Origin of the sequence: Pseudomonas sp. GXZC, assembly GCF_026967615.1 — a bacterium.
GTDB lineage: Bacteria > Pseudomonadota > Gammaproteobacteria > Pseudomonadales > Pseudomonadaceae > Aquipseudomonas > Aquipseudomonas azotoformans_A.
In genome coordinates this window covers 888,488-907,911 of record NZ_CP114115.1, presented here as the reverse complement: position 1 = coordinate 907,911, position 19,424 = coordinate 888,488, and the positions used below count along the sequence as shown (strand labels likewise).

Sequence of the window (19,424 nt, the reverse complement as noted above, 5' to 3'; positions counted from 1 at the left end):
ATCTGTTCACAAGTTGAAGTCTGTCAGAACTGTAATATTGGCCTCACCTTCCCGTTAAGTTGCACTTTTTACACTGCACACCGAACACAACTCATCTCTGCGGCTTTTGTGTAGCTCCTTTGGAACAGAGATGAATTTTTACGCCCCGGTTGGGGCGTTTTTTTTGTGTGCTGGGTCAGTGACGAATCGTCGCACCCGCCTGACGCGGCTTGACCCTAAAGCTACTTCACGCTTCAGAGTTTTCCTACAGCCTACTCAGCCTCGCCATGAGGCCATGCCCCTTTTCGTTTTCTTTGAAGGTAACCCCCATGCGTATCCTTGTGGTTGAGGACGAACAAAAAACCGCCGACTACCTGCAGCAAGGCCTGACCGAAAGCGGTTATGTGGTCGATTGCGCCGCCAGCGGCGTTGATGGCCTGCACCTGGCCAGGCAACACAGCTATGAATTGGTGATCCTCGACGTCAACTTGCCCAACACCGACGGCTGGGAAGTGCTGGAGCAACTGCGCCGCGACGGTAACCAGCGCGTGATGATGCTGACCGCGCGCGGTCGGCTGGCCGACAAGATCAAGGGCCTGGACATGGGCGCCGATGATTACCTGGTCAAGCCCTTCGAATTTCCCGAGCTGCTGGCCCGTGTGCGCACTTTGTTGCGGCGCAGCGAGCACATCCCGCTGCCGGATGTGCTGCGCGTCTCGGACCTGGAACTGGACCCCCGTCGACACCGCGCCTATCGCGGCAACCGTCGGATTGACCTGACCACCAAGGAATTCGCCCTGTTGCACGTACTGATGCGCCAGGCCGGCGAAGTGATGACCCGCACGCAGATCATCTCGCTGGTGTGGGACATGAACTTCGACTGCGACACCAATGTGGTGGAAGTCTCCATCAGCCGTCTGCGCGGCAAGGTCGATGACCAGAGCGAGGTGAAGTTGATCCATACCATTCGCGGTGTAGGTTATGTGCTGGAGGCGCGCCCATGAAGACCAGCAGCCTGTCGATGCGCCTGGGGCTGACGGTCAGCCTGATGGGCGCCGGGTTGGTGGTGCTGCTGGCGAGCCTGGCGTACCTGGCCCTGACGCACGAACTGGACAAGCTCGCGCGCAAGGGCCTGGAAAACAAAATGGAGCAACTGGCCCATACCCTCAACCAGGGCCTCGATGAACACCGCATCACCAACCGTCCTCATTCACTGCTGGACCTGGTGATGGGCCATGACAACATCTACCTGACCATCCTCGGCGCACGGCCCGATGCACCGGTACTGCTCAGCGTTGGCGCCAAGCCCCAGCAACCGCTGCTGCTAGACGTGCCCACGGGCAAGAACCTGGCCTATTTGAACTGGGTCGACGGCCAGGGCAATCGCATCCTCAGTGCGACGCGCCTGATGCCCTTGCAAGGTGGCGAGTATGTCCGCGTGCTGCTGTCGCTGGACCGCTCCGATGATGAAGCGTTACTCAGTGCTTATCTGCGCTCCACCGTGATCGCCCTGCCGATGCTGTTGATCCTGATCGGCATGGGCGCCTGGTGGCTGGTGCAGCGCGGGCTCGCGCCGTTGCAACAGTTCAGCCGCGTGGCGGCCAAGGTCACGACCCAAGACCTGACCCATCGCCTGTCCCTGGACAACCTGCCCAAGGAGCTGGGCGAACTGGCCGAGGGCATCAACGTGATGCTGCATCGCCTCGACGCCGGGGTGCAGCAACTGTCGCAGTTCTCCGACGACCTGGCCCACGAACTGCGCGCGCCGTTGACCAACCTGATGGGCAAGGCCCAGGTGACCTTGTCCCGCGAGCGGCCTTCGCAGGAATACAAGGCCGGCCTGGAATCCTGCACCGAGGAAATGGAGCGCCTGTCGCGGATTGTCTCGGACATGTTGTTCCTCGCTCAGGTCAGCCATCCCGCCGCGCGCGCCGGTTTTGCCCCGGTGTCGCTGGCACAGGAAGCACAGCGGGTGATGGAGCTGTTCGCCCTCAGCGCCGAAGACAAGCACATCACCCTGAGCCTGCGCGGCGATGCCTGGGTGATGGGGGATCGCCTGATGATCCAGCGCGCCATCTCCAACCTGCTGTCCAATGCCATTCGCCACACCCCCGATGCTTCCAGTGTGTTGCTGCTGGTGGAAAGCTACGACCAGAACGTGTCGCTGTCGGTGGGCAACCCAGGGCGCGGTATCGAAGCCCATCACCTGCCGCACCTGTTCGAACGTTTCTACCGCGCCGACAACAGCCGCGCCCGTGCCGAAGGCGGCACCGGCCTTGGGCTGGCGATTGTGCAGTCGATCATGCACCTGCATCAGGGGCACGCCGATGTCAGCAGCCAACCGGGCCGGTTCACACGGTTCAGCCTGGTGTTTCCTCGTCCTTGCGATGCGCCCATTGATACAGCGCCGGCAACACCAGCAGGGTCAGCAACGTAGAGGAAATGATCCCGCCGATCACCACCGTCGCCAGCGGCCGCTGCACCTCAGCGCCGGTGCCGGTGGCGAGCGCCATGGGGATAAATCCAAGGGACGCCACCAACGCGGTCATCAACACCGGACGCAGCCGGGTCAGCGCGCCTTCGTTGATCGCCATCGACAACGAGCGCCCTTCCTCGCGCAGGTTGCGGATGAACGCAATCATCACCAGGCCGTTCAACACCGCCACGCCGGACAAGGCAATAAAGCCCACCCCCGCCGAGATCGACAGCGGAATATCCCGCAGCCACAACGCCATGATCCCACCGGTCAAGGCGAACGGAATGCCGGTAAACACCAGCAGGCCATCCTTGAGGTTGTTGAACATCATGAACAGCAAACCAAACACCAGCAGCAGCGCCACCGGCACCACGATGCGCAAGCGCTCGGAGGCTTCCTTCAGCTGTTCGAACTGGCCGCCCCAGGTGGTCCAGTAGCCCGCTGGCACTTTCACCTGAGCGAGGATGGCCGCCTCGGCTTCCTCGACGAACGAACCGATATCCCGCCCACGCACGTTGGCGCTGACGATCACCAGACGCTTGCCGTTCTCTCGACTGATCTGGTTCGGGCCGAGCACCAGGTCCAGGCTCGCCACTTGGGACAACGCGATGAAACCCAACTGGCCAGACGCATTACCCGGCACCGGAATCAACAGACGCGACAGCCCGTCGATATCGGTGCGCAACGCGTCGGACAAACGCACGACCATGTCGAAACGCCGGTCGCCTTCGTACAACGTACCGGCCTGACGCCCTCCGACGGCGACGGCGATGGTGTCCTGCACATCCCCCACGTTCAGGCCAAATCGCGCGGCCTTGTCGCGGTCGATATTGATGGTCAGCACCGGCAGGCCGGAGGTTTGCTCAACCTTGACTTCCGAGGCGCCATTGAGCTTTTTCAGCGTCTCAGCAATTTCCCCGGCGGTCTTGTTGAGCACGTCCATGTCATCGCCAAACACCTTCACCGCCACATCGCTGCGCACGCCGGAAATCAGCTCGTTGAAACGCAACTGGATCGGCTGCGACAACTCGTACGCACTGCCCGGCACAATCGCACTGGCGCGCTGGATATCAGCGATCAGGGTTTCGCGGGACTTCTTGGGATCCGGCCATTGGTCCTTGGGTTTGAGCATCACGTAGCTGTCGGAAATGTTCGGTGGCATGGGGTCAGAAGCTATTTCCGCAGTGCCAGTGCGCGCGAAGACCCGCTCGATTTCCGGCACCTGGGCCATCAAGGTTTTTTCCAGTTGCTGCTGCATCTGCACCGACTGCGTCAGGCTGGTGCCGGGCACGCGCAGGGCCTGCTGGGCAAAATCGCCTTCGCTGAGGCTGGGGATAAATTCGCTGCCCATGCGGCTGGCGACAACGCCTGACGCGACGATGGTCAACACGGCCAGGCCAAACACCAGCGGCCGACGCGCCATCACCCAATCCAGCACTGGCGCATAGACCCGACGCGCGCTGCGCATGACGATATTTTCTTCTTCCTTGACCTTGCCGGTGACGAACAGCGCAATCGCCGCTGGGACAAAGGTCACCGACAGAATCATCGCGCCCAGCAGGGCAATCACCACGGTAAACGCCATGGGATGAAACATCTTCCCGGCCACCCCGGTGAGGGCGAAGATCGGCAGGTACACCATCATGATGATCAGTTGCCCGAAGATCAGCGCCCGCCGTGCTTCCTTGGCGGCGGCGAACACTTCGTGCAGGCGCTCGCTACGTGTCAACAGTCGCCCGTGACGCTGCTGTGCGTGAGCCAAACGGCGAATGGCGTTCTCGACGATCACCACCGCGCCGTCGACGATGATGCCAAAGTCCAGTGCGCCGAGGCTCATCAAGTTGGCGCTGACTTTGTTGGTGAACATCCCGGTAAAGGTGAACAGCATCGCCAGGGGAATCACCATCGCGGTGATCAGTGCGGCGCGGATGTTACCGAGGAACAGGAACAGCACTGCGACCACCAGCAGTGCACCTTCGAAGAGGTTCTTCTTCACGGTGGCGATGGCTTTTTCGACCAGGTTGGTACGGTCGTAGACAGTGACGGCCACCACGCCTTCGGGCAGCGAACGGTTGATCTCTTCAAGTTTTTTCGCCACGGCCTGGGACACGCTGCGGCTGTTTTCGCCGATCAACATGAATACCGTGCCCAGCACCACTTCGCGGCCATTTTCGGTGGCGGCACCGGTACGCAGCTCACGGCCGATCTCGACCTGGGCCACGTTGCGCACGCGAATCGGCGTGCCATCCGAACTGGTGATGACGATATTGGCGATGTCGTCGATGGACGCCAATTGCCCCGGCGCGCGGATCAGCAGTTGCTCGCCGCTGCGCTCGATATAGCCAGCACCGACGTTGGCGTTATTGCGTTCCAGCGCCGTGACCAGGTCATTCAAGGTCAGGTTGTAGGCGGCCAGGCGCTTGGGGTCGGGTGCAATCTGGTATTCCTTGGCGAAGCCGCCGATGGTGTTGATCTCGGCCACGCCCGGCACATTGCGCAGTTGCGGCTTGATGATCCAGTCCTGGATAACCCGCAGATCGGTGGGTGTGTAGGGCGTGCCGTCGTCCTTGAGTGCGCCGTCCTTGGCCTCGACGGTCCATAGGAAAATTTCCCCCAGCCCGGTGGAAATCGGCCCCATCGCCGTCTCGATGCCCAGGGGCAATTGCTCACGGGCGACTTGCAGGCGCTCATTGACCAATTGGCGAGCGAAGAACAGGTCCGTGCCGTCCTTGAAGATCACCGTGACCTGGGACAAACCGGAACGCGACAGCGAACGCGTCTGCTGCAAACCCGGCAAGCCGGCCATGGCGGTTTCGATGGGAAAGGTGATGCGCTGCTCGGTCTCCAACGGTGAATACCCGGCCGCCGACGAGTTGATCTGCACCTGCACGTTAGTGATGTCAGGCACCGCGTCGATGGGCAACTTCTGATAGCTGGCGATGCCGACACCGGCCATCAACAGCACCGCCAGCAGCACGATGATGCGCTGCTCGATGGCAAATTGGATAAGGCGCTCAAACATGGGGAATCACTCGCGGGATCAATGGGCGTGTTCGGCCGAGCCTTTGCCCAGTTCGGACTTGAGGATGAAGCTGCCAACGGTGGCCACCTGTGCGCCGGCGTCGAGACCTTGGCGTACTTCGACGTAGCCGTTTTCGCTCGCGCCAAGCTCCAGGTGACGGGTGACAAACCCGTGTTCGGTGCGCATGAACACCGAAGGTTTGTCCTCGACGGTCTGGATCGCCTCCTGGGGGACGGTGACCTTGGCCTGGAACGTGTCGGTGGCCAGTTGCACGCTGACAAACAAACCAGGACGCCAAGCATCATCAGGGTTGGGCACACTCACGCGCACGGTGGCCGTACGGGTTTGTTCACCCAACAGGCTGCCGACATAGGCCACAGTGCCCTGCACTTCGGTGCCCATTTCGGTGGAGTTGACCTTGACCGGCTTGCCGACCCGCACCTTGTTCAAATCCTTGGGAAACACACCGAACGTCACCCACACCTGGGACAAGTCCGAAAGGGTGAAGGCGTTGGTGGTCTCACTCACGACTTCACCGACACCCAAGTGTTTTTCCACCACCACGCCAGCGAACGGCGCACGCAGCTCATAGCGATTGCCGCCCACCCATACGGCGCTGCCACTGAGAGCCGTCATCTTCTGGCGGGCATTGTTCAGGGCGATTTCGGCTTCCTGCAGCGCCTGGCGCGCCAGCAGGTAATCCTGCTCGGCGGAGATTTTGTCTTGCCACAATTGGCGTTCGCGCTGGAAGGTGGTGCGTGCCAGTTCGACCCGTCTCTCGCTGGCCGCCAATTCGCTGCGCTGGTCGGAAATCTGCTGGCTGGCGATCACCGCCAACAGCTCACCTTTCTTCACCGATTGGCCGAGGTTGACCTTTACCGACTCCACTACGCCCGCCGTACGCGGGAGGATGTGGGAGGTTCGATCTTCGTCAAAGCGCACTTCACCCGGCAGCACCAGCAACGTGCTGATCGAACGCGGTTGAGCCTGGGCGACCTGAATGCCAGCGGCCTGAATCTGCTGCTCGGTGAGTTCAAGCTCGCCTTCTTCTTCGTCGGCCCTTGCAAAGCTGGACAGCATCAGGCTCAAGGCGACGGCAAGCGCCACGCCATGTTTGTTGTTCATAAAGGACTCCAGGAAAAATCAAAACCGGGCGAGGTCGCCGTAAATCCGTTCGATACGCACCCAGGCATCGGTGGCCTGGGCGGTGGCGTTGAGGTATTGGGTGCGGGCCGCGATCAGCGTGCGCTGGGCGTCCAGCACGTCGAGGAAGCTGAACTTGCCCATTTCGAAACCACGGGTGGCGCTGTCCACCGCGCTTTGGGCGGCGGGCAGGATCTGCTGGTTAAACGCGCGCACCTCGGTATTCGCGGACTGCCACAGGTCCAGGGCCTGGCGGGTTTCGGTGCGCAGGCGCAGTTCGGTGGCGTTGCGCAGGTCGCGGGCCTGGTCGGCGCGGCGGGTGGCGGCGAGAACGTTGCCCTGGTTGCGGTTGAACAACGGGATCGGCATCGAGACGCCCACCAGGTTCACCCGCTCGCGCACGCTGGCGTCGTACTGGCTGCCGATGGACACGTCGAGGTCGGGAATGCGCTGGGCTTTTTCCAGGCCAACGCTGGCTTCGTTTTGCAGGATGCTCAGTTCGGCCAGGCGCAACTCGGTGGTCTGCTCAAGGCGCGCCAGCAACTGGGTGGCCGACGGCACGGTCGGTGTTGACGGGTTTTGTGTGGCGACGGCCTGGAAGTTCGGCGCGGCGCTGCCAGTACTGGCGGCCAGGCGACGATAGGCATCGGTAAGGCCAATCTGCGCGCGGTCGAGTTCCAGACGAATCTCCGATAACTGCACTTGGGCCCGTGTGGCCTCCACCGGTGAGGCCTTGCCTGCTGTCACCCGACCGTTGGCGACAACCAGCCCGCGTTCCGCCACAGTCATGGAACGCTGCGCCAAGTCGAGGCGTTCCTGGGCACGCAAAGCGCCGTAGTAGTTGTCGATGACTTCGGCGCGCAGGGTGTTGCGGCGCTGCTCCAACGTCAGCGCGGCGGCGTCCTGGGCGCGGGACGCCACGTCGATTCGCGCCCCCCGCTTGCCACCCAGTTCCAGGGCCTGGCTGATCTTGATGCTGGTGGTGCGGGAGTCACGACGGGTGTCCTCCACATCCCAGGAGGCCACCGGATTGGGGATCAACCCGGCCTGCTGGCGCCCCCCCTGGGCAACGTCGATGTCCCATTGTGCTGCCGCCAGTTCCGGGTTGTTGGCGAAGGCGGTTTGCAGGGCCGAGTCGAGGGTGAGGGTTTGTGCCTGGCTCGCGCTGGCAACCATCCACAACACGCCCGCCTCCAGAAGTTTTCTAACGGAAATTGCCATAACGAGAGTTCCACGCCCATGAAGTACAAGCCGGGGCAATGTAGCTGTCACGACTTATCAGGGCGGTGGAGCAAAGATTACAAATCCGACAGCAATGGCTCTGCGGCGGGCCTCACGGCGCCTTACCGCTGATCGCACCAAAACGGCACATAAGCACTTGGCCATCGCGGGATCAGGTATGCTTTTCAGGCAGGAAACAAAAAGAAACAATTTCCCCAACCTGTTCGATAAGGAGTCCCGTTTTGGAGTTATCGACTGCCGCGTGGATGGTTCACGACACCCGCCTGATGTTCTGTGTACTGCTGGCCATCGCCAGCATCATCGTGCTGATCAGTGCGACCAAATTGCCGCCGTTCCTGTCGATCCTGATCGGCACGTTCATCGCCGGGGTCGGCGCGGGCCTGCCGCCTGAAGAAGTGGCCAAGGCGTTCAGTAAAGGTGCCGGCGCGATCCTCGGTGAAGCCGGGATCATCATCGCCCTGGGCTCGATGCTCGGCGCGCTGATGGCGGAATCCGGTGCAGCCGACCGCATCGCCACGACCTTGCTCGGGTTGGGCAAGGGCAAGTCACTGCCCTGGGTGATGGCGCTGGTGGCCATGGTGATCGGCTTGCCGCTGTTTTTCGAAGTGGGCCTGGTGATGATGGTCCCGATCATCTTTGTGATGGCCAAGCGTTCGAACCAGCCATTGCTGAAAATCGCTATCCCGGCGCTGGCGGGTATGACCACGTTGCACGCCCTGATGCCACCGCACCCGGGGCCATTGATTGCCGTGGGCGCGTTGCACGCCGACCTGGGCCTGACCATGTTGCTGGGTTTCTGCATCGCGGTACCGGCGGTGATCCTGGCGGGCCCGATCTACGGCAACTGGCTGTCCAAGCGCCTGCATGTGGATGAGCCTGCGGATATCGGCGCGCTGTTCAGCGCACCGCCCAAGGCACCGCGCCAGCCGAGTTTTGCAGTGTCGTTGTTGATTATTCTGTTGCCGGTGATTCTGATGTTGGGCAGCACCTTGGCCAAGGTCGCACTGCCGGTTGAAAGCACCCTCGGCCTGACCCTGAAATTCCTTGGCGAACCGCTGATTGCCCTCGGCCTGGCTGTGATCGCCGCCGTGATCTGCCTGGGCTGGGCCGCCGGCATGCCGCGCACCGAGGTCGGCAACACCCTGCGCAAGGCCCTCGCGCCCATCGCCGTGTTGCTGCTGACCATCGGCGCCGGCGGCGGCCTCAAGCAAACCCTGTTGGATGCCGGCGTGAGCCAGACCATCAGCAAGGTCGCCGAAGGCGCGCACATGCCCTACCTGCTACTCGCGTGGTTGATTGCAGTTGCGCTGCGCCAAGCCACTGGCTCGGCCACCGTTGCCACGACGACCACCGCCGGCATCCTCGCGCCGATGATGGCAGGTCTCGCGGCGACGCAGAGTTCGTTGGTGGCCTTGGCGATTGGCGCCGGCTCGGTGTTCTTCTGCCACGTCAACGACGCCGGGTTCTGGATGGTGCGTGAGTACTTCGGCTTGCAGTTGAAGCAGACGATCTGGGTGTGGTCGGTGTTGCAGACCATTGTTTCGGTGGTTGGCTTGATCGGTACGCTGCTGTTCTGGCACTTCCTGACTTAAAGCCTAAGCCGCCAAAGTGTGGCGCTTGCCGAACAGCGCCACACTCACCACCCCCACCGCCCCCATCACCACGCAATACCCCACGCAAATCCACGGGCTGGTCGGCATCAGCGCAATCAGCAACAACGGCGTGGTACTTGCCCACAGCGCGTAGGCAATGTTGTAGGTAAAGGAGATCCCCGACACCCGTACCTGCGCCGGAAACAGGCCGACCATCACCGACGGCACCGCGCCCACCACGCCGCAACTCAAGCCCGCCACGGCGTACGCCGCACCCAGCCAGATACCGCCGCTGATCAGGCTGGCGTACAGCACCGCAATCCCCACCGGCAGCAACAGGCTGTAGACCAGCACTGCGCGCCAGGCGCCGATGCGGTCGACCAGTAAGCCCGCCAGCACACACCCAATATTGAGGAACACGATGCCCAAGGCGCTCAAGGCGAAGGTGTGACTGGGGCTCATGCCGAAGGTTTTTTGCATCATGGTCGGGGTGATGACCACCAGCACCACCACGGCGGAAGTGAGCACGCAGGTGAGGATCATTGCCGGTAACAACACGGCGCGGTGGTCACGCAACACGGTGCGCAGGGGGAGTTCGGCGGCGGCCTGGCGGCGGGCCTGCATTTCGAGGAACACCGGGGTTTCGCTGAGCCAGCGCCGCAGCCACACGCCGATCACGCCGAACACACCGCCGAGCAGGAAGGGAAAGCGCCAGGCGTAGTCGAGGATTTCGGCCGGGGTGAAGACTTGCGCCAGCAGGGTCGCCGTCAACGCACCGAGCAGGTAGCCAAAGGTCAGGCCAGCTTGCAGGAAGCCCAGGGCGTAACCGCGATGGTGGGACGGCGCGTGTTCGGCGACGAAGGTCCAGGCACTCGGCACTTCACCGCCCACCGCCGCGCCTTGCAGCACGCGCAACGCCAGCAGGATCAGCGGTGCGAAATAACCGATTTGCGCGTAGGTCGGCATGATCCCGATCAGCAGGCAGGGCAGCGCCATCATCAGAATGCTCAGGCTGAACACGCGCTTGCGTCCAAGGTGATCGGCGAAGTGCGCCATCAGGATGCCGCCCAGCGGGCGCGCCAGGTAGCCGGTGACGAAAATGCCAAAGCTTTGCAACAGGCGCAGCCACTCGGGCATTTCCGGCGGGAAGAACAGCTGGCTCAAGGTCAGCGCGAAAAACACGAAGATGATGAAGTCGTAGATTTCCAGGGCACCGCCCAGGGCGGCCAGGCCCAGGGTTTTGTAGTCGGAGCGGGAAAAACGCTGCGCCTGTGCAGGAAAGGTGGCAGTCATGTGAAGGCTCGGCAGACAAACAAAATGGCGTGCAGGTTATGAGCTGAGCCCATTGATGGCAATCACGACAGATATATTTGTTTTCCTCATGGATCGATGAAGATAACTGCATTCCCATATCAATGGCCGTAGCGGAACATGCCGGAAAATTGCCTGCACCTAATAACTATAAGAGGAAAGACTCGTGGCCGACGCTATCGAAGAAAGCCGCTATGCCCGCTTTGCCCTGCGTTGCTCCAACTTCGCCGAACGCTGGTTTCCCGACTCCTGGGTGTTTGCCGCCCTCGCCGTGATCATCGTCGCCGTGGCGACCCTGGGCATGGGCGCCGCGCCGACCGAGGCCGCCAAAGCGTTCGGTGACGGGTTCTGGAGCCTGATCCCCTTCACCATGCAGATGGCCTTTGTGGTGATCGGCGGTTATGTGGTGGCCAGTTCGCCGCCCGCGGTGAAACTGATCGACCGCCTGGCGCGTATCCCGAAGAACGGCCGCTCGGCCGTGGCCTGGGTGGCGTTGATCTCGATGGTCGCTTCCTTGCTGAACTGGGGCCTGTCCCTGGTGTTCGGCGGCTTGCTGGTACGGGCGCTGGCGCGTCGTACGGACTTGAAGATGGATTACCGCGCGGCCGGTGCGGCGGCGTATCTGGGGCTGGGCGCCGTATGGGCGCTGGGGTTGTCGTCGTCCGCCGCGCAGTTGCAGGCCAACCCGGCCAGCCTGCCGCCGTCGATCCTGTCGATCACCGGCGTGATCCCGTTCACCGACACCATCTTCCTGTGGCAATCCGGCGTGTTGCTGCTGGCGTTGATCGTGGTCTCGCTGATCATCGCCTACGCTACCGCGCCCGGCCCGAACAGCGCGCGTGATGCCAAGGCCTGTGGCGTCGACCCGGCGTTCAACCTGCCAAAGATTCAAGCACCGACGCGACCCGGTGAATGGCTGGAACACAGCCCATTGCTGACCATCCTGCTGGCACTGCTGGCAGCCGGTTGGCTGTTCCACGAGTTTTCGACCAAGCCGGCGATCAGCGCAATTTCGGGGCTGAACACCTACAACTTCCTGTTCATCATGGTCGGCGCGCTGCTGCACTGGCGCCCGCGCAGCTTCCTCGATGCGGTGGCCCGTGCGGTGCCCACCACCACCGGCGTGCTGATCCAGTTCCCGCTGTACGGCTCGATTGCCGCGCTGATGACGGTGGTGAAAGGCGGTGACGGCCAGACCCTGGCCCACCACATTTCGACCTTCTTCACGTCCATCGCCTCCCACGACACCTACGCGCTGCTGATGGGCGTGTACTCGGCGGTGCTCGGTTTCTTCATTCCGTCGGGCGGCGGCAAGTGGATCATCGAAGCGCCCTATGTGATGCAAGTCGCCAATGACCTGCAATATCACCTAGGCTGGGCGGTGCAGATCTACAACGCTGCCGAGGCGCTGCCAAACCTGATCAACCCGTTCTATATGCTGCCGTTGCTGGGCGTGCTGGGGTTGAAGGCGCGGGATTTGATCGGGTTTTCGTTCGTGCAGTTGCTGGTGCACACGCCGCTGGTGTTGTTCTTGCTGTGGGCGTTGGGGACGACGTTGAAGTATTTGCCGCCGGTCATGCCCTGATCAACGGATGAAGCACCTGTTGTTGCAACGGGTGCTTCATGCAGGTGCGGCAGGAAGACGCTCCAATTTTCTCAAGACACCATTAAAGCTGATCGCATCAAAGGCAGCGCGCCGAATGTGATTCAAATAATCTTCAAGAAGTTTATTGTCATACCGGCCGCGCCTCTGCCAACACTTTTGCGCGAAACTTCAACGGCAAATCTGCGGGCGTCAGCAAGTCCACATTGACCCCGAGCAGATCCTCAAGCTCGACCTGCAGCCCGCCAAGATCAAAAAGCGTCGTTCCAGGCGGTGCATCGACCAACAAATCCAGATCACTGCCCTCTTGGTCGGTCCCCAGCAACACAGACCCGAATACTCTTGGGTTTAAGATGCGAAAGCGTCCTACCACCTCTCTGACGGCGGCTCGCTGTAGGTCAAGGGCGGTTGAAGGTTTCACGGTTCACCTCAATGGCATCCATTATCCAACCAGTCTAGCAGTGCAGGCCGCCAGTAGACACATGCATACCACCCGTTAAAACACCTGACCCCGAATACAATCGACAAGATGAAAGCCAGTTCTCTGACCAAACGCGTAGGCTTATCTCACTCAGATGGATAGCCCTTCCTGACTCCTCCCATCAACGCCTTTGATTAACCTGTCTCGGATTCCTCCTCACCTGAAACCAAGGAAAATCCGATGACGCCCCTCTCCAAATCACTGGAAGACCTGATCACTGATATCTACAAGGACGACAACGTTTCGGTCACTGAATACCGAACCTTGCGCGACGACGCCGACCGCCGCATGGCCGCCGTGATCAAGGAATTCGGCCTGCATAACAACATAACCGCGTTCCAGAAATCGATCGACGTGGCGATGCAACTGCTGCAGACCAGTGTCATCGATGCAAAGAAGGCCAAGCTGACCGACACCGGCGAGGCCATCGTCAAGGATGCGGTGACGGCCCAGGTCGAGTACTTGCGCGCGGGCAGCCAGCTGGCACTGCGCCTGCTGTGAAATCAGTGTCTTCGTTCCGTCACATTGCATTGCTACCGTCCTGCGAAATATCTTGCAACATCTCGCCAAGGACTCCCCCGCAATGAGTGACGAGCACGAAGACCGCCCTTCTCCTGATTCCGCCGCCCAACCACCGGTCGACACCAGCCGTCGGCGCTTCCTGGGGGGCGCGGCGGTGTTGGGGGTCGGCGCGACGTTAAGTGCCTGCGGCAACACCAGCGAAGCGCCGGGCAAACCGGTGGCACGTCCGCTCACGTCGCAAGAGTTGGACAAGGCACTGCACGACCAGGTGAAAACCGTGGTGGTGATTTATGCCGAGAACCGCAGCTTCAATAACCTGTTTGCAGATTTCCCGGGTGTGGAGAAGCCGCTATCGGCGCTGTCCGCCGCCGATACCCAACAACGCGACCGCGACGGTAGCCTGCTGACTACCCTGCCACCGGCCTGGGGTGGCGTGCTGCAAGTCGGCCCGCAATCGGTGGACGGGGTGACCTACCCCAGCGAAGTGCAATTCCAGGAAAACCTGCCCAATGCGCCTTTCGCCCTCAAGGGCCCGAACGCAGAAGACCTGCCCCTGAGCCTGGTCACCCGCGACTTGTGGCACGTGTTCTACCAGAACCAGATGCAGATCAACGGCGGTAAAAACGACAATTTCGTCGCCTGGGCAGACTCGGGTGGCCTGGTGATGGGTCACTACGCCCAGAGCCGTTATTCCCTGCGCCTGTGGGACGTGGCCAAGGAGTTCGTGCTCTGCGACAACTTCTTCCAGGGTGCGTTTGGCGGCTCGTTCCTCAACCACCAGTACCTGATCAGCGCCACCGCGCCGTTTTACCCGAATGCAGCGCAATCGGTGGCCAAGGCGCAGATCGCCACGCTGCAAAGCGATGACCCCACCGACCCGCGCCTCAAGCCGCTGGACAAGTCGCCAGCCAGCGCCATGACCGGCCCACCGCAGTTCGGCCCCAGCGCGTTGACCCCAGACGGTTACGGCGTGAATACCTTGGCCCCGCCCTACTGGCCGACTTGGATCCGCGACCCGGAAAACCCGGATTACTCCAAACCCGACCTGCCCAATGTGCTGGTGCCGCAAACCCACGAACACATTGGCGACAAGCTGTCGAAAAAGAATGTCGACTGGGCCTGGTATGCCGGTGCGTGGCAAGCCACCCTGGACCAGTTCAAGGATTCGGGCGGTATCCCGAAGATCCCTAACTTCCAGTATCACCACCAGCCATTCAACTACTTCAAGCAGCAGGGTCCTGAGAATCGTGTGGAGCGTGACAAGCGCCTGCGCGATGGCGGCCTGGGTGACGAGTCCAGCACCAACAAGTTCTTTGCTGACGCGCAAGCGGGCAAGCTGCCTGCCGTGACCTTCTACAAGCCCCAGGGCAACCTGAACATGCACGCGGGTTACGCCGACGTGGCCTCTGGCGACCGCCATATCGCCCGCGCCCTGAAGGTGCTGCAAGAGAGCCCGCAGTGGAAAAACATGGTGGTCGTGGTGACCGTCGATGAAAACGGCGGCTGGTGGGACCCTGTGGCACCGCCCAAGGGCGACCGTTGGGGCCCTGGCACGCGGATCCCGGCCATTGTGGTGTCGCCGTTCGCACGCAAGGGCACCGTGGACCATACGGTGTATGACACGGCGTCGATCCTGCGCTTGATCACCCGCGTATTCCAACTGGAGACCTTGGATGGCCTCAAGCAACGGGATGACGCGATGACCGCCCGTGGCCAGAAACCCATGGGCGACTTGAGCAACGCGTTGCAGTTCAGCCTGTAGGTTTTCTTATCCAATAGCGACACACCTGGTGATTTAGCACGCGGTTTTCCTGGTCAACCGCTACTGTGTGGAGGTGGGCTTTCACCCCGCGCAGACGGGCTTTCGCTGACAAGGAAACAACAATGTTTAAACCGACCAGGTTGTCCTTCACCCTGGCCGCACTGATGGCGAGTGCGGTCGTACAGGCCGACATCGAGGTGCCATTGGGGAGTACGCAACGCGTGACCCAACTGTTCGCCTTCCCCAACAATTGCAATGTGATCTGCTTTCGGCCATGGACGCTGGAACAGACTGCCGAGCATTACTTGAACCAGAGCCTGCAACGGGATGGCTACAGCCGCGCAAAAGTCAGCGTCAAGACCCATGACGGGCAGGTGTCAGCGACCTTCAGCGGTGTGCCTGACAATTACGGCCAACCCCTGACCACGTTGCTCAATACCGCCGACCTGGCCTATCAAGGCGCCAGCAAGCTCAACAGCGACGGCAAGTGGGCCTACAACTGGTACTTGTTCCTGCCGTTGGGCATGGCCCTGGAAAACCGCAAAAGCATCGAACTGCTGCACTTCCCGCCGGATTATTCGCTGACCCAGGCCCAGGATTACCTGGAATCGGCCACCACCGACCGCTGGGCCACGTTGCTCACGGATAACGGCATCCCGGCCACCGAAACGCCGGCTTACCAGACCATCATCGATATTGCGCCTATCGCCGCGCCTTCCAACGCAGGCAAGGACCTGGAAACCGTCTACAGCTACTTCACCGACTACCAGACGCGCATGGTCCAGGAACTGAGCCTGTCCGCCAAAGGCGCGTTGCCGATGGTGGCATTTGGCGCACCGGTACGCAGCTGGATCAAGCAGCAGTATGGGCAGACCGTGAACGTGCTGAGCCTGGCACAGATCAGCCCGACGCCGGGCGAAAGCGTGTCAGTGCTGGGCGCCAATCACCCGAGCTATATCTGGTATGCCGCAAGCCCCGACACCTACGATGGCAACGAGCAGAAAGCCGACGAGGCCGGCTTGAAGGCGATGGGTCAAGATTTGAGCGCCGCCTGCTGGCAGGCCGGAATGGGTCAGAAACCCGCGAGTGATCCGAACGTGTTGCTCAAGGCGTGCATGAATACCTGGCAGGTCACGCGCAAGGAGCAGACGTGTGAATTGTTCTACACCTCGGTGCGCCATATGACCTCGGTGGATGCCAATGCCAAGTGCGCTACACCCGCCATCAAGGGCCAGTTGAAACAGCTGAAAAACGCCGCCCCAGCCCCCGCCATCACAGCGCCTGCGCTGTAAATCGCACAAAAAACGACCGATTTCTACTGTCAACATTGACAGTAGAAATCGGATCCACGTTCAGCGAGTCTTGAACCGCGCCCATCCGCTGCAAGACTGGTAGTCAGACACCACCCGCAGGTCGATGCAGCCTAACCCAGGAGAGTTATGAACACTCAGGCCATGGATACGGCTAAAACCGAAGAGAGCGACTGCCTTTACACGTTCAAGCCCAAGCCTGGACAAGGCTACCCCTCAAGCACGCAATTTGAAGTGGTGCACAACGCCAGTGGCCTAGGCGCGGGAGTCAAGGCACGGGTGGCCTTTGACAGCCGGATATGTATCGCCAAGATTTCAGGATACGCCCTGGGCGAGCCACGGCTGCATACCCTGCAAATATCATCACGAATCCACCTCTACGATTGCTGGTTCAGTGGCCTGTTTGCGCACTCTTGCAAACCAAACGTATTTATTGACCCGTGCTACCTCGAGGCCTGGACGCTAATTGAAATCTTCGCTGGCGACCTGTTGACCGTGGATTACGCCAACACCGAAGACAAGCTGTTCCGGCAGTTCGCCTGCCAATGTGGCGAGTTGAATTGCCGGGGCTGGATAACTGGTCGCAATGAACCGCTGAACGCCGAGGGTCAGGTGTTCATGGCTCAATGGCGCGAGCGCAAACGCCCTTAGGCTTCACCCAACGGACGCAGGCGATACTGCGGCGGCAATTGCTCGAAGCCACTGATGGTGGTGTTCAAGCTCTTCCAGCGTCCATCCTTGATGCCGTAGATGCAGCCATGGATCGACAGGCTCTGCCCGCGGTGCCAGGCGTTTTGCACAATGCTGGTGTGGCCGACGTTGGCCACTTGCTGGATCACGTTCAACTCGCACATACGGTCGACGCGCTCTTCTTCGGTCGGCAACTGGGCCAACACGTCACGGTTTTCGTAATAGAGGTCACGAATGGTGCGCAGCCAGCCATCGATCAAGCCGAATTGGCGATCCTGCATCGAGGCGCGCACGCCGCCGCAGCCGTAGTGGCCGGTCACCAGGATGTGTTTGACCTTGAGTACGTCCACTGCGTACTGGATCACCGACAGGCAATTGAGGTCGGTATGCAGCACCACGTTGGCCACGTTGCGGTGCACGAACAGATCACCCGGCAGCATGCCGACGATCTCGTTGGCGGGTACGCGGGCGTCGGAACAGCCGATCCACAGGTATTCCGGGGTTTGCTGGCGGGCGAGCTTGGCGAAGAATTCGGGATCTTCCTGTTTGATCGCGTCCGCCCAGCGTTCATTGTTATCAAGCAGGTCTTGTAGTTCGTTCATCAGGGAAAGCCTCAGGAATGATGCGCAGTTTTGTGACTGACAACCCCACGTCCAGGTCACGCCCTGCCGGTGAATAACAAGCGTGAATTAGCTTGAATCTTTGGGCCGCGCAGCCTGTCCACACACTATAAGCCCCACAGTATGAGGATAGGCCATGACTGAATCACGACGTCCCTACGGTGCTACGCAGCCCGAACCCATTGATGACAATGAAGATCGCATGGGTTCGATGCGCGAGCTGGATTTTGACCAAGATGAACCCTCGGCGCAGACCGGTGATGATTTAACCCCGGAAACCTTGATCCCTGAGGATGGCGCACGAGATGCCAGGGAAGAAGGCGAAGACAATCCGGCGGATTACGACCTGAGTATCGTGGACGAGGACGAGATTGGCGGCGGCAATGGCCTGGATGAGGCGGAATTGGCGAAGCGGGATCCGCTGGACGGAAACCGCTAAGTCAGGCGCGGTCAGTCGACCAGGGTACAGGCCATGACGACCGCGTCTTCGCGGCCCCCCACGGCGGGGTAATAATCCCGCCGACGGCCGATTTCGTTGAAGCCATAACGCTCATACAGGCGGAACGCGCCGGTGTTGCTGTCGCGCACTTCCAGGAAGCACTCACGCGCACTGGCGGCGTAGGCGCGGGACATCAAGTGTTCCAGCAGTGCTAGGCCGAGGCCACGGCCCTGGTTTTCCGGTTTGACGGTGATGTTCAGCAAATGCGCCTCGTCGAGGATGATCTGCACCACACCATGCCCTACTTGCTGCTCACCTTCGAACATCAACCAGATCTGGTATTTGCCCAGCCCGTCGAGAAAGATCCCACGGGTCCAGGGGTGGCTGAACGCCGCGTATTCGATTTTCAGCACGGCGTCGAGGTCAGCCTCGGTCATTGGGCGAAAGGATAAAGCCTCACTCATCGGTTGTTTTCCAGCGCGCCATCAGCCGGCGCATGGCTTGCCAGACATCAGCCTTACGCTGTGGCTCTTCCATTAATAATTCCAGGCCCGGCAGGGCCCATACCGAACCCAGGCCTTCGACCTGCAGTTCGCGGTACCAGGCTTCGGCATTGGCTTCGCCTGCAAAGCGCACAGCGGGAAGGCCAATCAGCCACAGGCACACGCAGGGTTCGTCTTCCAGGCGCGCCGACACAAAACCTTGCACAAAATCCCGCGCTGCTTCCGGGCCCTGGTCCATGTTGCCGCGCACCAGCAGGGGCCAGCGCACCGGGTCGCCGACGATTTGCGGGCTGTCGGGCAGGCCGGCGGCGCGCAGCATGTCCTTGAGCAGCATGTAGGCGGGGTCGCGGGTCTGGAAGCGTTCGCCGGTGGGCAACTCGACCAGCAACAGGCAGCGGCCAGCTCGTAGCAATTGCAGGGCGAAACGCGGCGGCGGCACCACCGGGGCCTTGACCACCGGGGCCGCCTCTTCCACGACTTTGGCCGCTTTGGTCACCGGCGACGGGCGCGGTACTTCGACCTTGGCCCGTTCGACGACCGGGCGCGCTTCAGGCGCAGGTTTGACCACCGCCACTGGCGCGGCCGCCTCCTCGCCGGACGACTCGAACGCCTCATAGGGCTCAAGCGCCTGCAACAGCTCGGGCCGCGACGGCGCGGCAAACGGCAGTTCGGTGCGGGGCAGCCAGTTGACCACCTGCATGGCGGTCAAGTAAGCGCGACGTCGGGACT

At 61.3% G+C, this 19,424-nt stretch carries 17 protein-coding genes; 9 read left to right on the top strand and 8 right to left on the bottom strand.

The window, feature by feature from the left end; all coding sequences use genetic code 11:
* Positions 1 to 308: 308 nt before the first annotated feature.
* Entirely contained in the window at positions 309 to 983 is a 675-nt protein-coding gene (locus OZ428_RS04165; RefSeq protein ID WP_033898419.1) for a heavy metal response regulator transcription factor, read from the top strand.
* Positions 980 to 2,416: a heavy metal sensor histidine kinase gene (locus OZ428_RS04160; protein WP_133074852.1), complete on the top strand. Its 1,437-nt coding sequence runs from the start codon at positions 980 to 982 to the stop codon at positions 2,414 to 2,416. Before OZ428_RS04165 ends, OZ428_RS04160 begins: the two co-directional genes overlap by 4 nt.
* On the opposite strand, the gene OZ428_RS04155 is transcribed toward OZ428_RS04160, so the two are convergent.
* Genes OZ428_RS04155 through OZ428_RS04145 form a run of 3 tightly spaced genes read right to left on the bottom strand, consistent with a single transcriptional unit; the run spans position 2,340 to position 7,841 of the window.
* Positions 2,340 to 5,477: a CusA/CzcA family heavy metal efflux RND transporter gene (locus tag OZ428_RS04155; protein ID WP_269132779.1), complete on the bottom strand. Its 3,138-nt coding sequence runs from the start codon at positions 5,475 to 5,477 to the stop codon at positions 2,340 to 2,342. The genes OZ428_RS04160 and OZ428_RS04155 overlap by 77 nt on opposite strands.
* A gap of 18 nt (positions 5,478 to 5,495) precedes the next feature.
* Positions 5,496 to 6,602 carry an efflux RND transporter periplasmic adaptor subunit gene (locus OZ428_RS04150; RefSeq protein ID WP_269132778.1) on the bottom strand — a complete coding sequence of 369 codons (1,107 nt, stop codon included), beginning with the start codon at positions 6,600 to 6,602 and terminating at the stop codon, positions 5,496 to 5,498.
* Between the two features lie 18 nt (positions 6,603 to 6,620).
* Positions 6,621 to 7,841, bottom strand: a complete 1,221-nt coding sequence (locus OZ428_RS04145; protein WP_269132777.1) for a TolC family protein — start codon at positions 7,839 to 7,841, stop codon at positions 6,621 to 6,623.
* A gap of 242 nt (positions 7,842 to 8,083) precedes the next feature.
* Between OZ428_RS04145 and OZ428_RS04140 the strand changes: the two genes are divergently transcribed.
* Entirely contained in the window at positions 8,084 to 9,454 is a 1,371-nt protein-coding gene (locus OZ428_RS04140; protein ID WP_269132776.1) for a GntT/GntP/DsdX family permease, read from the top strand.
* Between the two features lie 3 nt (positions 9,455 to 9,457).
* Here OZ428_RS04140 and OZ428_RS04135 read toward each other — a convergent pair whose 3' ends face one another.
* Positions 9,458 to 10,747, bottom strand: a complete 1,290-nt coding sequence (locus OZ428_RS04135; RefSeq protein ID WP_133074856.1) for an MFS transporter — start codon at positions 10,745 to 10,747, stop codon at positions 9,458 to 9,460.
* Positions 10,748 to 10,931: 184 nt separating this feature from the next.
* Between OZ428_RS04135 and OZ428_RS04130 the strand changes: the two genes are divergently transcribed.
* The gene (locus OZ428_RS04130) at positions 10,932 to 12,350 is read left to right on the top strand and encodes a short-chain fatty acid transporter (protein WP_033898403.1); all 1,419 of its coding nucleotides are present in this window, start codon (positions 10,932 to 10,934) and stop codon (positions 12,348 to 12,350) included.
* A 148-nt stretch (positions 12,351 to 12,498) separates the two neighbouring features.
* Here the strand turns inward: OZ428_RS04130 and OZ428_RS04125 are convergent, their stop codons facing one another.
* Positions 12,499 to 12,789 carry a nucleotidyltransferase family protein gene (locus tag OZ428_RS04125; protein ID WP_133074858.1) on the bottom strand — a complete coding sequence of 97 codons (291 nt, stop codon included), beginning with the start codon at positions 12,787 to 12,789 and terminating at the stop codon, positions 12,499 to 12,501.
* Positions 12,790 to 13,029: 240 nt separating this feature from the next.
* Here OZ428_RS04125 and OZ428_RS04120 point away from each other — a divergent pair, with 240 nt between their 5' ends.
* From OZ428_RS04120 to OZ428_RS04105, 4 genes are all read left to right on the top strand, one after another.
* Positions 13,030 to 13,350: a hypothetical protein gene (locus OZ428_RS04120; protein WP_133074859.1), complete on the top strand. Its 321-nt coding sequence runs from the start codon at positions 13,030 to 13,032 to the stop codon at positions 13,348 to 13,350.
* 82 nt (positions 13,351 to 13,432) lie between these two features.
* Complete coding sequence (acpA, locus tag OZ428_RS04115; protein ID WP_269132775.1) at positions 13,433 to 15,133, top strand: acid phosphatase; 1,701 nt, start codon at positions 13,433 to 13,435, stop codon at positions 15,131 to 15,133.
* 122 nt (positions 15,134 to 15,255) lie between these two features.
* Positions 15,256 to 16,425 (top strand): hypothetical protein, encoded by a 1,170-nt coding sequence (locus OZ428_RS04110; protein ID WP_269132774.1) that lies wholly within the window; start codon positions 15,256 to 15,258, stop codon positions 16,423 to 16,425.
* Positions 16,426 to 16,572: 147 nt separating this feature from the next.
* Positions 16,573 to 17,094 carry an SET domain-containing protein-lysine N-methyltransferase gene (locus OZ428_RS04105; RefSeq protein ID WP_269132773.1) on the top strand — a complete coding sequence of 174 codons (522 nt, stop codon included), beginning with the start codon at positions 16,573 to 16,575 and terminating at the stop codon, positions 17,092 to 17,094.
* On the opposite strand, the gene can is transcribed toward OZ428_RS04105, so the two are convergent.
* Positions 17,091 to 17,735: a carbonate dehydratase gene (gene can / locus OZ428_RS04100; RefSeq protein ID WP_003188288.1), complete on the bottom strand. Its 645-nt coding sequence runs from the start codon at positions 17,733 to 17,735 to the stop codon at positions 17,091 to 17,093. The two genes, OZ428_RS04105 and can, sit on opposite strands and share 4 nt — an antisense overlap.
* A 154-nt stretch (positions 17,736 to 17,889) precedes the next feature.
* Here can and OZ428_RS04095 point away from each other — a divergent pair, with 154 nt between their 5' ends.
* A complete protein-coding gene (locus OZ428_RS04095) occupies positions 17,890 to 18,192 on the top strand; it encodes a hypothetical protein (protein ID WP_033898397.1) in 303 nt (100 codons plus the stop codon).
* A gap of 11 nt (positions 18,193 to 18,203) precedes the next feature.
* Here OZ428_RS04095 and rimI read toward each other — a convergent pair whose 3' ends face one another.
* A complete protein-coding gene (rimI, locus tag OZ428_RS04090) occupies positions 18,204 to 18,656 on the bottom strand; it encodes a ribosomal protein S18-alanine N-acetyltransferase (protein WP_005784514.1) in 453 nt (150 codons plus the stop codon).
* Positions 18,649 to 19,395 (bottom strand): hypothetical protein, encoded by a 747-nt coding sequence (locus tag OZ428_RS04085; protein WP_050572370.1) that lies wholly within the window; start codon positions 19,393 to 19,395, stop codon positions 18,649 to 18,651. Before OZ428_RS04085 ends, rimI begins: the two co-directional genes overlap by 8 nt.
* Between the last annotated feature and the right edge of the window lie 29 nt (positions 19,396 to 19,424).

Coding starts and splice junctions, on each gene's coding strand:
- OZ428_RS04165 (WP_033898419.1), top strand. CDS start 309: ATGCGTATCCTTGTGGTTGAGGACGAACAAAAAACCGCCGACTACCTG.
- OZ428_RS04160 (WP_133074852.1), top strand. CDS start 980: ATGAAGACCAGCAGCCTGTCGATGCGCCTGGGGCTGACGGTCAGCCTG.
- OZ428_RS04155 (WP_269132779.1), bottom strand. CDS start 5,477: ATGTTTGAGCGCCTTATCCAATTTGCCATCGAGCAGCGCATCATCGTG.
- OZ428_RS04150 (WP_269132778.1), bottom strand. CDS start 6,602: ATGAACAACAAACATGGCGTGGCGCTTGCCGTCGCCTTGAGCCTGATG.
- OZ428_RS04145 (WP_269132777.1), bottom strand. CDS start 7,841: ATGGCAATTTCCGTTAGAAAACTTCTGGAGGCGGGCGTGTTGTGGATG.
- OZ428_RS04135 (WP_133074856.1), bottom strand. CDS start 10,747: ATGACTGCCACCTTTCCTGCACAGGCGCAGCGTTTTTCCCGCTCCGAC.
- OZ428_RS04120 (WP_133074859.1), top strand. CDS start 13,030: ATGACGCCCCTCTCCAAATCACTGGAAGACCTGATCACTGATATCTAC.
- acpA (WP_269132775.1), top strand. CDS start 13,433: ATGAGTGACGAGCACGAAGACCGCCCTTCTCCTGATTCCGCCGCCCAA.
- OZ428_RS04110 (WP_269132774.1), top strand. CDS start 15,256: ATGTTTAAACCGACCAGGTTGTCCTTCACCCTGGCCGCACTGATGGCG.
- OZ428_RS04105 (WP_269132773.1), top strand. CDS start 16,573: ATGAACACTCAGGCCATGGATACGGCTAAAACCGAAGAGAGCGACTGC.
- can (WP_003188288.1), bottom strand. CDS start 17,735: ATGAACGAACTACAAGACCTGCTTGATAACAATGAACGCTGGGCGGAC.
- OZ428_RS04095 (WP_033898397.1), top strand. CDS start 17,890: ATGACTGAATCACGACGTCCCTACGGTGCTACGCAGCCCGAACCCATT.
- rimI (WP_005784514.1), bottom strand. CDS start 18,656: ATGAGTGAGGCTTTATCCTTTCGCCCAATGACCGAGGCTGACCTCGAC.
- OZ428_RS04085 (WP_050572370.1), bottom strand. CDS start 19,395: ATGCAGGTGGTCAACTGGCTGCCCCGCACCGAACTGCCGTTTGCCGCG.